Annotated in this window: 9 protein-coding genes; 8 read left to right on the forward strand and 1 reads right to left on the reverse strand. The window is 65.7% G+C overall.

What is annotated here, in order from left to right:
* The first annotated feature begins 138 nt into the window (after nucleotides 1–138).
* The 8 genes from pflB to A39O_RS0126605 all read left to right on the forward strand — a co-directional run bounded on the left by pflB (nucleotide 139) and on the right by A39O_RS0126605 (nucleotide 10,728).
* Entirely contained in the window at nucleotides 139–2,457 is a 2,319-nt protein-coding gene (gene pflB / locus A39O_RS0126570) for a formate C-acetyltransferase (protein ID WP_020507697.1), read from the forward strand.
* Nucleotides 2,441–3,202 (forward strand): pyruvate formate-lyase-activating protein, encoded by a 762-nt coding sequence (gene pflA / locus A39O_RS0126575; RefSeq protein WP_040528852.1) that lies wholly within the window; start codon nucleotides 2,441–2,443, stop codon nucleotides 3,200–3,202. Before pflB ends, pflA begins: the two co-directional genes overlap by 17 nt.
* Nucleotides 3,203–3,566: 364 nt before the next feature.
* Entirely contained in the window at nucleotides 3,567–4,571 is a 1,005-nt protein-coding gene (locus A39O_RS0126580; protein WP_026199757.1) for a beta-ribofuranosylaminobenzene 5'-phosphate synthase family protein, read from the forward strand.
* Nucleotides 4,572–4,599: 28 nt separating this feature from the next.
* Nucleotides 4,600–5,532, forward strand: a complete 933-nt coding sequence (locus A39O_RS0126585; RefSeq protein ID WP_020507700.1) for a triphosphoribosyl-dephospho-CoA synthase — start codon at nucleotides 4,600–4,602, stop codon at nucleotides 5,530–5,532.
* 29 nt (nucleotides 5,533–5,561) lie between these two features.
* Nucleotides 5,562–6,074, forward strand: coding sequence for a formaldehyde-activating enzyme (gene fae, locus A39O_RS0126590; protein ID WP_020507701.1), 513 nt, complete (start codon nucleotides 5,562–5,564; stop codon nucleotides 6,072–6,074).
* A gap of 186 nt (nucleotides 6,075–6,260) precedes the next feature.
* The gene (gene pabB / locus A39O_RS0126595; RefSeq protein ID WP_020507702.1) at nucleotides 6,261–7,667 is read left to right on the forward strand and encodes an aminodeoxychorismate synthase component I; all 1,407 of its coding nucleotides are present in this window, start codon (nucleotides 6,261–6,263) and stop codon (nucleotides 7,665–7,667) included.
* A gap of 90 nt (nucleotides 7,668–7,757) precedes the next feature.
* Complete coding sequence (locus A39O_RS35360) at nucleotides 7,758–10,205, forward strand: ATP-binding protein (RefSeq protein WP_020507703.1); 2,448 nt, start codon at nucleotides 7,758–7,760, stop codon at nucleotides 10,203–10,205.
* 148 nt (nucleotides 10,206–10,353) lie between these two features.
* Nucleotides 10,354–10,728, forward strand: coding sequence for a hypothetical protein (locus A39O_RS0126605; protein WP_157640436.1), 375 nt, complete (start codon nucleotides 10,354–10,356; stop codon nucleotides 10,726–10,728).
* An 11-nt stretch (nucleotides 10,729–10,739) separates the two neighbouring features.
* Here the strand turns inward: A39O_RS0126605 and A39O_RS37180 are convergent, their stop codons facing one another.
* Nucleotides 10,740–12,566, reverse strand: coding sequence for a tetratricopeptide repeat protein (locus A39O_RS37180; protein WP_020507705.1), 1,827 nt, complete (start codon nucleotides 12,564–12,566; stop codon nucleotides 10,740–10,742).
* Between the last annotated feature and the right edge of the window lie 295 nt (nucleotides 12,567–12,861).

Raw genomic sequence — 12,861 nt, forward strand, 5'->3', positions numbered from 1 at the left:
CTCCCCGGTACGCCGGGAGAACGCGCAGCAGATGAAGACCGCGCAGACGGTCGGAGTGCGCTGCCCGATGGCTTGACGCCAGGCGGCGCAGGCAAGCTGTCCACCAAGACAAACGAAGAGATCCAGAGGAGCATCCCGATGACCAGACAAGACCACGAGAGCGCCGCGCTCGCCGACGACGAGCAAACGTGGGGCAAAGGCAATACGCCCGAGGTCTCATGGGCGGGCTTTACTGCCGGTCCCTGGCAGCACGAGATCGACGTGCGCGATTTCATCCAGCGGAACGTCACGCCCTATATCGGCGACCACAAGTTCCTGGCGGGCGCCACCAAGGCCACCAAGGCGCTATGGAACCGCGTGATGGAACTGCGCAAAGAGGAATATGAGAAAGGCGGGGTGCTGGATGCCGACACCAGCGTGCCGTCGGACCTGTTGTCGCATGGTGCGGGCTATATCCAGCCATCACTCGAATCGATTGTCGGTCTGCAGACCGACAAGCCGCTCAAGCGGGCGATCATGCCCACCGGCGGCGTCAAGATGGTGGTCGATGGGCTCAAGGCCTACGGGTATAAGATCGATCCGGCAATCCAGGAGATCTTCGGCCGCTATCGTAAGTCGCACAATCAGGGCGTATTTGACGCCTACACGTCCGAGATGCGGGCGATCCGCAAATCCGGCATCATCACCGGTTTGCCTGACGCCTATGGCCGTGGGCGGATTATCGGCGACTACCGCCGCGTTGCCCTGTACGGTGTCGATCGCCTGATCGCCGAGCGTGAAGAGCAGAAAGACATCAGCGACGCGGCGCGCATGAGCGAAGAGGTGATTCGTGAACGCGAGGAGCTCAGCGATCAGATTCGCGCACTGAAAGACCTCAAGGTGATGGCCTCCAAGTATGGCTACGACATTTCCGGACCGGCCAACACGGCCCAGGAAGCCATCCAGTGGCTCTATTTCGGTTATCTCGGCGCCATCAAGGAACAGAACGGTGCCGCCATGTCGCTGGGGCGCACTTCGACCTTCCTCGACATCTATGTGGAGCGCGACCTGAAGGCCCACCGCCTGACCGAGAGCGAGGCTCAGGCGCTGTTCGACCAGTTCGTGATCAAGCTGCGGCTGGTGAAGTTCCTGCGTACGCCGGATTATGACGCGCTGTTCTCGGGCGACCCGACCTGGGTGACCGAATCCATCGGCGGCATGAGTTCCGATGGCCGCACGCTGGTGACCAAGTCGTCCTTCCGCTTCCTGCACACGCTCGATACCCTGGGCCCTGCGCCGGAGCCGAATCTGACCGTTCTCTGGTCGCATGCGCTGCCGCAGGGTTTCAAGGATTTCTGTGCGCTGACCTCCATCCGCACCTCATCGATCCAGTATGAGAACGATGACCTCATGCGCGGCTTCTGGGGGGACGACTACGGCATCGCCTGCTGTGTGTCGCCCATGCGGATCGGCAAGCAGATGCAGTTCTTCGGCGCGCGCGCCAATCTTGCCAAGTGCATGCTCTACGCCCTGAACGGCGGGCGTGACGAGTTGACCGGCGAGCAGATCGGGCCGGCCCTGGAGCCGATTTCCTCCGATGTGTTGGACTACGACGAGGTGATCGGGCATTTCCTGCCGATGATGGACTGGCTGGCACGGACCTATGTCGGCGCGCTCAATGTCATTCATTACATGCATGACAAATACTCCTACGAGCGGCTGGAAATGGCGCTGCATGATAAGGATGTGCTGCGCACCCTGGCCTGCGGCATGGCGGGTTTGTCCGTGGTGGCCGACTCCCTGGCCGCGATCAAATACGCCAAGGTCACGGCCGTGCGTGACGAACGCGGTCTCGCCCAGGATTTCATCATCGAGGGCGATCCGCCGCGCTTCGGCAACAACGACGAGCGGGTGGACGCGATTGCCCGCTGGGCCATGGAAGCCTTCATGGAGAAGCTCAAGAAGATCCCGGCCTATCGCAATGCGGTGCATACCCAGTCGATCCTGACCATCACCTCCAATGTGGTCTACGGCAAGAAAACGGGGGCAACGCCGGACGGACGTAAGAAGGGTGAACCCTTCGCGCCCGGCGCCAATCCGATGAGCGGCCGTGACTTCAAGGGTGCCTTGGCGTCCATGTCGTCGGTCGCCAAGTTGGATTACCGCCATGCGCAAGATGGGATCTCCTACACCTTCTCGATCGTCCCGAGCGCGCTCGGACCGGTGGAGTCGGATCAGATCGCCAATCTGACCGGGTTGCTGGATACCTACTTCGGTTTGAATCCACACAGCAACGGCGCTCAGCACATCAATGTCAACGTGCTGGAGCGTGAAGCCCTGCTGGATGCCATGGAGCATCCGGAGAAGTATCCGCAACTCACCATTCGGGTGTCGGGGTACGCGGTCAACTTTGTCAAGCTGACGCGTGAGCAACAGCTCGATGTGGTCAACCGCACCTTCCATGGCTGCTGTGCCTGAAGTCACAGCGGTGGACGGCTACGTCCACTCCGTTGAGACCGCCGGGACCGTCGATGGTCCCGGCGTGCGCTTTGTCGTGTTTCTGGCCGGCTGTCGTCTGACCTGCCTCTATTGCCATAACCCGGACACGCAAAAGCTCGGTGGCGGGCGGCTCCTATCGAGCCGCGCGTTACTGCAGGAGATCGCGGAGTACAAGCCCTATCTGATGCATACCCACGGCGGGGTGACCGTCAGCGGCGGTGAGCCGCTGGTGCAGCCCGCGTTCGTCGAGGCGGTCTTTCAGGGCTGCAAGGAACTGGGGTTGCACACGGCATTGGACACCAGCGGTTTTCTCGGCGCACGTGCGTCGGATGCGCTGCTCGATGCCACGGATCTGGTGTTGCTCGATATCAAGTCCGGTCTGCCGGGGTTGTATCAACGGGTGACCGGCGTGCCGCTTCAGCCCACACTGGAATTCGCCCGACGGCTGGAGGCCAGGAAGCAACCGGTCTGGGTGCGATTCGTGCTTGTTCCCGGTCTGACCGATGGCGAGGATAACATCCGTGCTGTTGCGCGCATCGTGGCCAAACTCAAGAATGTCGAGCGTGTTGAAGTGCTGCCCTTCCATAAAATGGGCGAGCACAAGTGGGAGGAGATGGGCATGGAGTACAAGCTCAAAGAGACTCCATCGCCAACCAAAGAGCAGCTTGAGTGCGCGGATGCAATTTTCCGTGCCGAGGGTGTGGTGACCGCCTCCGCAGGGTAGTGTGCGCCGTGCTCCGGGCGAGGCGCAGCCTGCGCTGCCCCGTCGTCACCCGCGTCGCCGCGCCGGATTTGCGGCGTCCAAGTTCCAGGTCCTCTTGGCTTAGCGGATCGATTGCAGATTAAACTTCGCGGCCTATGGCAAAGGCGCCCGTCTTTTGCGGATAATCCCCGCGTCGCAGAATCAGTCAACGAACTCCGGTGTGCCTCGGTGAGACTGTCAGCGCTTGCCGCCCGCGCTGATGGGTGCCGTGAATGCCGTTTTGATGCCGTCTTGCCCGTTGCGCGTGCTACGACGTCGCTGGTGTGCGCTCCTGATCTCATCGAGTGATGCCATCGGGCGATCCATCCAAGTGAGAGGCAACCACATGATCCACTGCCCGTCTGCGCGTGTCGACGTGACGGCCGCTGCCCGCCTGCACCTTGGTTTTCTGGACCTCAACGGCGGTCTGGGTCGTCAGTTCGGCAGCCTGGGACTCACCATCGATGGCTTTGCCACCCGCTTGACCGCGGAACGGGCGGACGGATTCAGCGCGGAGGGAATGGACGCGGAGCGGGCACTCGGGTATGCCCGTACCTTTGCCGCGGCACGGGGCCTGACCGGCGGCGCCCGTCTCCAACTGCATGAGACGATCCCTGATCATGCCGGCCTGGGTTCCGGGACCCAGTTGGCGCTGGCCGTCGGTACGGCGTTGGAGCGGCTGTTGGGTCCGGCTGCCGACGGTGAGGTCTGGGATAGCCGAACCATCGCCCAGGCGCTGGGGCGAGGTCAGCGTTCGGGTATCGGCGTTGGTGCCTTCGACCAGGGCGGTTTTCTCGTCGACTGCGGACGCGGCGCCCTGCAGCAAGTGCCCCCGGTCGTGATGCGTTTCCCCTTTCCGGCGGATTGGCGGGTGCTGTTGTTGCTCGATCAGTGCGGCAGCGGGTTGCACGGCGAACCAGAGGCTCGGGCCTTCGATGCACTGCCGGTCTTTCCTGACGCGACGGTCGGGTCCCTGTGCCGCCTGCTCCTGATGCAGTTGGTGCCGGGGCTGATCGAGGGCCGGTTGCCGCCGGTCGCTGATGCCATCGGCCAGATTCAACGGGCTGTCGGCAGTCATTTCGCTCCGGTTCAGGGGGGCTGTTTTGCCTCGCCGGCGGTATCCGCCGCACTGGACTGGGCGGCGGAGCGGGGGTTTGTCGGCAGCGGGCAGTCGTCCTGGGGTCCCACCGGATTCGTCCTGGTTGCGGACCTGGACCAGGCACGCTGGCTGGAACTGAACCTCAAGGCACGGTTCGGCGCGTTGTCGGCACTGCGCTACCGCGTCGTCGCGGGGCACAATCAGGGCGCGGCGGTGGATCCAGCGACGCGGCGGGCGATGCGGGAGTCGTGATGCGTGCCGTTCCGAGTCGAGGCCCCGGGTGAGCGAAGCCTTTGCATTACGGCGGCGGCTGATCGCCGACGCCTACCGGGAGGCCTGTGGTCTGGAACTGGCCGCGCTCAAGCCGGGGAACGTGCATCGCGACGCCGACGGCCATGGGATGACCGTGGACGATTTCCTGCGTAGCGCCGAGGCCAGTGCCGGCCCGTTGACCGAGCCGGGTCCGGCGCTCGGGGAGCGTATCTATCGCGCTGTCTCCGCAACACGCGCGGCAGTCGCCTGCAACACCAATCTCGGTATACTCCTGCTGTGTGCTCCGCTGATCCAGGCCGCCCTGGATCCGACGGGCTGCGGGGGCTTGCGCCGGCGCCTGGTCGGCGTACTCAATGCCGCGGATCGAACGGATACGGACTGGCTCTTCCGCGCCATCCGACTGGCCGCGCCCGGTGGGCTGGGCGTGGCGCCGGAACACGATGTCTCCGGCGAGGCGCTCGCCACGCCGCTGGAGGTCATGGGCGCCGCGGCGCATCGCGACCGAATCGCCTGTCAATATGCCGATGGCTTTCATGATTTGTTCGAGCGGGCGCTGCCGCTGCTCGTCGGGTTCGAGACGCGGTGGCTGGACCCGGCCTGGGCCGCCGCGGGGCTCTATCTGGATTTTTTGGCGCGCTATCCGGACTCGCATGTCGCCCGCAAGTTGGGCTTGGATCAGGCGGTTGCGGTTTGCCGCCGGGCCGCGCCGATCGCTGCCGCGCTGGCCGCGGCCGCGCGGCCGCAGGTCTGCACCGAGGCGTTGCGCGCGTTGGACCTGGATCTCAAGACGGCCGGCATCAACCCCGGAACCTCGGCTGATCTGACCGTGGCGTGTCTGCTGATCCGTGCGCTGGAACCCTTATGTTGCGATGATTTATCCGCGGCGGTTGTCCGCCGTATTCCAGGCACCGGCCCGGTTACGCCGGTGCCTTCACTCTAAGAAACCCAAAACCCTAAGGAGCGTATGCGATGGCAGTGATTAACAAGACGCTGGTTGGTGAGTCCCAGGTGGGCGACGGCAATGAGGTCGCTCACATCGATCTGATCATGGGGCCGCGCGGTTCCGCGGCTGAGACTGCGTTCTGCAACGGCCTGGTGAACAATAAGGACGGCTTCACCAACCTGCTCGCGGTGGTGGCGCCGAATCTGCCGGTCAAGCCCAGTACCCTGATGTGCAACAAGGTCACACTCAAGGGTTCCAAACAGGTGGTGCAGATGTTCGGACCGGCCCAGCGGGGGGTGGCGATGGCGGTGGCCGCTTGCGTGGAAGACGGCACCATTCCGGCCGCCGAGGCGGACGACATCTTTATCTGTGTCGGCGTTTTTGTGCACTGGCAGGCTGAGGACGAGGCCAAAATTCAGGATTTCAACTACCAGGCGACCAAGGAAGCCATCCAGCGCGCCGTGGCCGGCGAGCCCAAGGCCGCCGAGGTGTTGCAGAAGCGGGGCAGCATCGCCCATCCCTACGCCGCCCACCTGTGATCCGGACCCGGTGACCGCGGGCGGTGCGGCCGGGGCTGCACCCGGTGTTCGGCCGCCCGCCGACCGCTGTGCCGCCCCGCCGGCTTGAGCCATGACTGCAATGCTGAGCCGGCGAGGCGGGCCGCTGGTAGCGCGCTGTCGGCTGCTTGTTCCTGGAGGAGGTGGTGGTCCCATCGGTGAGATCCCATGACATCGCTGACTGATGCGCCGGTAGTCATCGATCTTCCCTATCGACCGGACAGTGCCCCGCTGTTTGCGGCCGTGATCGACCGCCGCTGGCCGGTCTTTCTCGACAGCGGCCGACCCTATTGCACGCAGGGCCGCTATGACATCCTGAGCGCCGATCCGCGCACGCGGCTGGTGACCCGCGGGCCGCTGACCGAGGTTCGTGCCGGCCGCGTTGTGCGGACCTCCCTGGCCGACCCCTTCAGTCTGGTGCAGGAGGCACTGGGACCCCGGCGACCCGCAGTTTCGGGTCTCCCCTTCAGCGGCGGCGCCATTGGCTGGTTTGCCTATGATCTGGCACGTCGCCTGGAGTGCCTGCCGAGTCTGGCGCTGGATGTCGAGGGCACCCCGGACATGGCGGTCGGTATCTACGATTGGGCCCTGGTGGTGGACCACGAAGAGCGGTGTACCCGCTTGGTGGCGCGGGATCCCGGCCGTCTCGCCAAGTACCGGGCATTGTTCGCCGCCGCGCTTGCCGGTCGTCAGGTGGCGCGGTCCCGCGCGCCGTTCCGCGTGCTCGATCGGGTCTGCTCCAATCTGAGCCGTGGGCGCTATCTGCATGCGGTCGGTCGTATCCAGCATTATTTGCGTGAGGGCGATTGTTATCAGGTCAACCTCGCGCAGCGCTTCGCCGTGTCGGCGCAGGGTGACCCCTGGCAGGCCTATCAGGATCTGCGGGTCATCAACCCGGCGCCTTTCAGTGCCTATCTGGCGACTCCGGATTGTCAGGTGCTGTGTTCATCCCCGGAGCGCTTCTTGCTGGTGCGTGACGGCGCGGTGGAGACCCGGCCCATCAAGGGCACCCGCCCGCGCGTGGCCGATCCCGGCGAGGACCGGCTGCTCGCGCAAGCCCTCCAGGCCAGTCCCAAGGATCGGGCGGAGAATGTCATGATCGTCGACCTGCTGCGCAACGACCTGGGGAAGGTCTGTGCGATCGGCAGTATCCAGGTTCCTGAATTGTTCAAAGTGGAGGGGTTTGCTCGCGTTCATCACCTGGTCAGCACGGTCCGCGGCCGGTTGGCGGAGGGCCGCACCGCGGTCGATCTGTTGCGCGCCTGTTTTCCCGGCGGCTCCATCACCGGCGCGCCCAAGCGGCGGGCCATGGAGGTGATCGAGGAGTTGGAACCCCAGCGCCGCGGCATCTACTGCGGGGCGATCGGCTATCTGGGTCACGACGGTGCCATGGACACCAATATCGTGATCCGTACCCTGGTGTACTCAAACGGCGTCGCCCGCCTGTGGGCCGGCGGCGGGATCGTCGCGGACTCGGACCCGGAGGCCGAGTATCGCGAGACGCTGGACAAGGCGGCTCCGCTGCTTGACCTGCTCGAGCGATTGCGTCGCGATCCTTCGCGATCTGGTACATGATTTTGCGGCAATCGCCTAAACTGCGGGGTTCCGGCTGACCTGGCTGGACGCGGCGGCCGAGGGCTGCCGACGCACCGACTGGGAGACATCATGAAGATCAAAGGCAACGGCGTCCGGCTGATCGCCCCACTGGGGTTTTTGCTCGCCGGACTCCTGGCCCTGGTCGGGATCGCATTCTTCTTTAACCGCTCGATGGAGGCGCTGGATCAGCAGCTTCAGAACGCTCAGGCGCGGGTGAGGATCGGGGAGCAGATCGCTCAGAACCTGGTGCGCATCGAGACGGCCGTTTATCGGATGGTCAGCACTACCCGGACGCGTCTGCCGATCGCGCGCAACCTGCTGTCGCTGGTCGATGACACCCGAGGCATGCTGCGGGTATTGAGCGAGGGTGGCGCGGTCAGCGTCCGGCATCCCTCTGCTCCAGACGGGGCGCAGGTGTCGGCACCCGTGTTCAGTTACAACCCGGGTGATGCGTTCGGTCCGGACATGCTGGAGGCGATCGAACTCAGACCGAAGCTCGCGGCCCTGGAGGAGCAGGCCAACACCCTGATCCGGCTACTCGCCGCGCGTGATGCGGCGATGCAGCAGGAGGCGCGTCAGGAGCAGGAGCAACGCGTCGCCGCGGTGGATGAGGTACTGCGCACCTTTCCGTCGACCTTCCAGCGATTGAGCGAACAGGCTGACCGCCTGATTCGCAGCAGCCAGGAGCGACTGCACGACCTCGGGGTGCGCGGCGCGGCGCAACGTCAGCGCTTCGGCGGGTTCCAGGCGTTGTTGGCGGCGGGTGTCATCCTCGTGGTCCTGGCGCTGGCGTATCGCGACGTGTTTGCAATCGAGCGCACCTGCCGACGCCTGCGCGAGGAGCTGGCCGCCATGGAGCGCGCGCGCGATGCGGCGGAATCGGCCAATCGCGCCAAATCGGTTTTTCTGGCCAATATGAGTCACGAAATCCGCACGCCGATGAATGCCATCATCGGTATGACGTCACTGGTTCTGGACAGCGATCTGGCGCCGAAGCAACGCCATGACGTCAAGACCATCCTGAACTCGGCCAATGCCCTGCTCGGGTTGCTCAACGACATCCTGGACTTCTCCAAGATCGAGGCCCAGCAGGTCCAACTGGAGCGGTGTTCATTCGACCTGTTCGAGGTGATCGAAGAGGTGGTGCGGACCTTCTCCGACATCAGCCGGCGCAGCGGCGTGGCCCTGTATTACCGCATCGATCCGAGTTTTCCGCGCGCGGCGGTCGGTGATGCACTGCGCTTGCGCCAAATTCTGATCAATCTGGTCGGTAACGCGTTCAAGTTCACATCGACGGGTCATGTGCGCATCGATGCGGAGTTGGCGGACGCGCGTGACGGCTTCGTCACCCTGCGTTTCGAGGTGTCGGACACGGGTACCGGTATCGACCGGGAGCGTCAGGCCGGTATCTTCTCCCGCTTTACCCAGGCGGACGAGACCATCTACCGGAAACATGGGGGTACTGGGCTTGGGTTGTCCATCTCCGAGCGGCTCGCGCAGTTGATGGACGGCCGCATGTGGGTGGAAAGCGCGCCGGGGCAGGGCAGCCGCTTCTACTTCACGGTGCGTCTGCCCCGCGCCGAGGGGCGTCCGCTCCCGGACATGGGTTCGCCGCGGCTGCTGGTCGCCGGGACCGACCAGGTCGCCATGGGGCTGGTCTGCGAGCGTATGAGCCTGATGGGCTGTCGATCGGAGTGTGTTTACACCGCGCCGGATGCGGATGCACGGCTCAAGGCGGCGGCGCAGACCCAGGACCCGTTCCGCATCGTGGTGCTGGAGAAATGCCTGTGCGACGCTACCACCACCGACATCCTCACCTTTCTGCGCGAAATCCCGGTCCCGCCGGATTTGGCCCTGATTGCACTCTCCGAGCCGGACAAGGATGAGGCCGACCGGTTGGCAGACGGCAGCCATGTGCTTTGTGTCAGCGAGCCGCTCATCATCGGCGAATTGCTCACCCACATGCAGGACTTTGCGCAGGCCCGGCGGCGGGCGGAGTCGCGGACCGAGGCGGCACCCAGTCCACGGCCCCAGGGTATCTATCGCATCCTGTTGGTCGAGGACAACCATGTCAACAGTGTCATCGCGCGCCGGGTCCTGGAGAAGGACGACCATCCGGTGACCGAAGCCGTGGACGGTGAGGCCGCATTACGCGCCTTGGCGGCCGATCCCTATGACCTGGTAATGATGGACGTGCAGATGCCCAAGATGGACGGGCTGGAGACCACGCGTATCATCCGCGCCCTGGAGACCGGACGAGATCCCGAGCGGCCCGAGGCAGTGCCGGATGGCCTGGCGCCGCGGCTGCTCGGACGCCATACCCCGGTGATCGCCATGACAGCCAATGCCATGGCAGGCGACCGCGAGTTATGCCTCGCCGCCGGCATGGACGACTATGTGACCAAGCCGTTCAAGCGCGAGGAGATGCTGGCGACCGTGCAGCGGGTGATGGCGCGGCAGGCGGGTGTTGAGGCGGCGGCTGACGGCGCTGATGAGGCCGCGCGCCTCGTTCGTTAATGCCGCGGGCCTTGATCATCGTTCTGGCCAGTTTCCGCCGAGGCCCTGGGGCGGAAAATGCATCCACAGATGGTCACAGATGAGCACAGATATTTTTTTCTTCATCTGTGAGAATCTGTGACATCCGTGGAAAAATCCGGGTGATCACTTGGCCGTAACGACGATCATGGCCGGCACCCACCTACTTGCCACCCTCGGCGCCACCTGCATCTGCGCAGCACCCGACCGCAGCGCGGCCAACCCTGGCGCGCGGCGCCCGCCGGCTACCTTGGACCAGCGCCTGCGGGATCCCAACCCCAAGAAGGGTCCGCTCGCCTACTATCGCAACCGCTGCCGGCGGGAGCAGATCAAATGGCGGGTAAGCTACTGGACCTTCGCCATCTGCTCCCTGTCCGCCATCCTGGCCACCGGCCTCAAGCTCCTGACCCTGGCCGGGCTGGTGCAGCTCGCCCCGGAGTCCGCCGCCCTGCTGACCAGCGTCCTGGGCGTCCTGGTGGGGCGGACCTTTGGCCCTGTGGCGTGAGGCCGGCGGGATCAGCGCGGGTCGCCCAACACCGACCGCAGTTGCTCATAAACCTGCATAACCGGCGGATCAAAGGTCACGCCGGCCGCGATAGAGCGATGCAGCACCGCATAGCAGGCGGCTTTGTGGTGTTCAGCCAGGGCCTGGTCCCCGGTCCGCTCACCGAGCGCGGCGAGCTTGGCGTGCGAGACGACGACATCCCGCGCCTTCGCCGCCGAGTCGGGGGTGGCGGCCAGCAGGCGCTGGCGGATCGTCAGTCCGCGTTGGTAGTGAGCCAGGGCCTGGTCGGCGTCGCCCGGCAGGCCGCGGGCGGCGAGGAAGGCGCCGAGCTGGTTCAGGCTCACCGAGACATCGCGCGCGGCTTGATCGAACTGGGGGCCGGAGTCCGGGGCGGCGGCCAGCAGGCGCTCCAAGACCTCCAGCGCCTGCCGATAGAATCCAACCGCCTGGTCGGCGTCGCCCGCCTGGCCGCGCAGCACCAGGCAGTCGGCCACTTGCGATTGCGCGGCGGCCAGGAGCCGCTCCTGAGCGGGGGCGACCGGCGGGCGGGCGGTCAGGCGCCCGGCGGCGTCCAGTGCCTGCCGGGCCAGGGGCAGGGCGGCGGTGAGGGTGCCGTGATCCTTCTCGAAGTCGGCGCGGTCCCGGTAGAACCAGGCGGCGGGTGCCAGTGCCTCGGGCCAGTCCGGTTCCAGGTCCAGGACCTCCTGATAGCGCGCGGCGGCGGACGCGGGGTCGCCCTTGGCGGCGTAGAGGCCGGCGCTGGTGAGCAGGGGTTGCAGGTCGTCGCGGTTGCGTTGCCGGGCGGCGGCCTGGCGGGCGCGGACCTGGTCGAGGATGGCGGGGCGCTTGGCGGCGACATAGGCGAGTGCCGGGTCGACGCCCTGTTCCTGCAAGATCCGGGTGAGTTCGGTGAAGACGCTGCCGGCTTCGCCGCGCGCCTCAATGGCGGCGAAGGAGGCGGCCAGGTCATCGATGCGAGCGCGTTGCTGGGCGCGCTGGGCGGCGGCGGCCTCGCGTTGGCGCTCGCGGGTCTCCCAGTCGGCGGCGGCCGCGGCCGTCGTGAGATCGCGCTGGTAGGCGTCTTCGACCGCGGTGAGCAGGTGGGCGCGGATGCGTTCGGTGGTGATCTGCTGTTGGGCGGCGGTCTGCTTGACGATGACTTCCGTGTTCCAGTGCACGTAACCAAGGATGCCGGCCCCCACCAGCAGCAAGGCCGCGAAGAGCCCGCCGATGCTCCAACCGAGCCGGCGCCGGTCGCGTGCCTGGCGTTGGCGCAGTTCGGCCAACTCGTCCTTGAGTTCATACACCAGGTTCTTAATCCGCTCGTCGCTCGCCGCCTTGTGGCGCAGGTGGTTGGCGGCGCGCAGGCGCTCGACATAGGCGTGTTGCCGGGCGCGGCGCTCGGCCTGGTAGGCGGCGGGATCCGGGTGCGGAGGAGCGCCCTCGCGGGTGTGGGGCAGATCGAGTTTGTCCGGTTGCTGGTCGCGCGTGCAGCCCGGCTCGACCTCGATGAACCAGGTGCGCTTGCCGCGGCGGAGCGCGTAGAGGAGCTCGAACTGGGTGTAGGAACAGGGTCTCCATTCGGGGTCCGGCCAGGGGCGCACCGGATCGTCACAGGGCGGCGGCTCGGCGCCGTAGGCCAGGCCGACCAATTGGAAGACCCCCTCGCAGCCGTCGATCTGCTGCTCCAGCCAAGCCCGCAGTTCGCCGTACCCGGTGGGGAAGTCGTCCTCGATCACGGTGTCGAAGCCCAGCCGGCGCAGGGTGTCGGCGACCAGGCGGCGGGCACCGCGCAGTTCGCTGCTGACGGCGGAGACGAAAAGGCGCGGGCGGTTCATCGTGAAACCGGGAAGAGACCATGGTTAGCCGCGACTTTGCAGGCAAGCCAGCGGTGCCGTCAAGGTCTTCACATCCCCCAACAGGCTCGGATCGGTGCCGCCGGTGACCCTAGGCTTGCGATGCTCCGAGCGGGAATCGGGAGCGTGTTCTTGCTCGGAGCCGGTAGGGTCCGCTGCGCGGACCCATCCCACGCGACCCCACCCGAAGAACAAAGAACGTCCGGCGCCGCGTACGCAATCGGGTTTGCTGCGCAACAGCGATTCCAAATTTGGGCGGCATCGCGCGGCCCCTGGT

It is taken from the genome of Lamprocystis purpurea DSM 4197 (assembly GCF_000379525.1).
Classification (GTDB): Bacteria; Pseudomonadota; Gammaproteobacteria; order Chromatiales; family Chromatiaceae; genus Thiodictyon; species Thiodictyon purpureum.

Coding starts and splice junctions, on each gene's coding strand:
- pflB (WP_020507697.1), top strand. CDS start 139: ATGACCAGACAAGACCACGAGAGCGCCGCGCTCGCCGACGACGAGCAA.
- pflA (WP_040528852.1), top strand. CDS start 2,441: ATGGCTGCTGTGCCTGAAGTCACAGCGGTGGACGGCTACGTCCACTCC.
- A39O_RS0126580 (WP_026199757.1), top strand. CDS start 3,567: ATGATCCACTGCCCGTCTGCGCGTGTCGACGTGACGGCCGCTGCCCGC.
- fae (WP_020507701.1), top strand. CDS start 5,562: ATGGCAGTGATTAACAAGACGCTGGTTGGTGAGTCCCAGGTGGGCGAC.
- pabB (WP_020507702.1), top strand. CDS start 6,261: ATGACATCGCTGACTGATGCGCCGGTAGTCATCGATCTTCCCTATCGA.
- A39O_RS35360 (WP_020507703.1), top strand. CDS start 7,758: ATGAAGATCAAAGGCAACGGCGTCCGGCTGATCGCCCCACTGGGGTTT.
- A39O_RS37180 (WP_020507705.1), bottom strand. CDS start 12,566: ATGAACCGCCCGCGCCTTTTCGTCTCCGCCGTCAGCAGCGAACTGCGC.